Source organism: Microcystis sp. M53598_WE2 (assembly GCF_030067735.1).
Classification (GTDB): domain Bacteria; phylum Cyanobacteriota; class Cyanobacteriia; order Cyanobacteriales; family Microcystaceae; genus Microcystis; species Microcystis aeruginosa.
The window spans coordinates 1-1419 of the sequence record NZ_JASJFE010000774.1 but is presented as its reverse complement, the minus strand read 5'-3'; the positions used below and the strand labels follow the sequence as shown (position 1 = coordinate 1419).

Genomic DNA, 1419 nt, shown 5'->3' with positions numbered 1-1419 from the left:
TTTTAATAATTTCGCCGATGGTTTAGTGATTTATAGTCAAAGATACGGGAAAATAAGCTGGTTAATATTTTTAATTATCTTTGCTTGTATCATGACGATAACCTTTAATTATCCAGCACAATCCAGCAATCAAACCCAAGCAAAACCTGAAATTCGTGGAGTTTGGTTAACTAATATCGATAGTGAGGTATTATTTAAACCAGAAACCCTAAAAGATGCCCTTGATAGGTTGGCTGATTTAAACTTTAACACTATTTATCCCACGGTCTGGAATTGGGGTTATACACTCTATCCTTCTAAGGTAGCAGAAAAAGTGACAGGACGAGCGATCGATCCCCATGAATCTTTAAAAAATCGCGACTTTTTAGAGGAAATAATTAGCCAAGGTCATCGGAAAAAATTAAGAATTATTCCCTGGTTTGAATTTGGTTTTATGGCTCCTGCGGATTCAGAATTAGCCAAACGACATCCCGATTGGTTAACCCAAAGACAGGATAAAAGTGTGATTTGGTGGGAAGGAAAAGTGCATCAACGGGTGTGGTTAAATCCCTTACATCCGCAAGTACAAAACTTTATTACGGATTTAGTCAGCGAGATTATTACTAACTACGATATAGAAGGAATTCAGTTTGATGATCATTTTGGTTATCCCACCGATTTTGGCTATGATGAAACCACGATTAAACTCTATCAAAGGGAACATTCGGGACAATTACCCCCGCAAGATTACCAAGATAAAGCATGGATTCAATGGCGGGCCGATAAAATTACTGACTATATGAATAGTTTAGCCCAGATGATTAAAAAGCGCCAACCTACAGCGATTATTTCCCTATCTCCTAATCCCTACACTTTCTCCCTAGAATCCTATCTTTTAGATTGGCAAAAATGGCAACAAAAAAACTTGATTGATGAGTTAATAATACAAGTGTATCGAACTGATATGAACGCCTTTGACTGGGAATTATCTCAACCAGAATTACAGCAAGCTAGAGAATCTATCCCCGTAGCTATTGGGATTTTATCTGGTTTAAAAGGTCGTCCGATTCCGATGGTTAATATTACTCAACAAGTGGAAAAATCGAGACAGCAAAATTTTGGTGTTTCTTTCTTTTTCTACGAAACTTTATGGAATATGAGCAATGAATCTCCTTCCTATCGACGCAGGATTTTTCGAGAAATACTCCAGTCTGCTAATCCTCGCTAAAATTAGGGAAAATTGCTGACTTTCAGCTAAATTATTGCCCTAACCAGGCTATAGTTTCTTAAGTTTATCTTTAAATTAAGAAAAAGCAGCAGGGAGAAACTAGAATCGCTAGAATGAAAGAAGACTCTCTTTTATCACTTTATCCATGCTGATCAGACATAACCGAAGCTCGATCGCTAAACCTATTTTACTGTTTCTCGGCTGCCTTGTGA

1 protein-coding gene is annotated in these 1419 nt (G+C 37.3%); it reads left to right on the top strand.

The features are described 5' to 3' along the window. A partial coding sequence (locus PX636_RS15810) for a glycoside hydrolase family 10-like protein (protein ID WP_288117774.1) occupies positions 1 to 1207 on the top strand: 1207 nt, incomplete at its 5' end. Between the last annotated feature and the right edge of the window lie 212 nt (positions 1208 to 1419).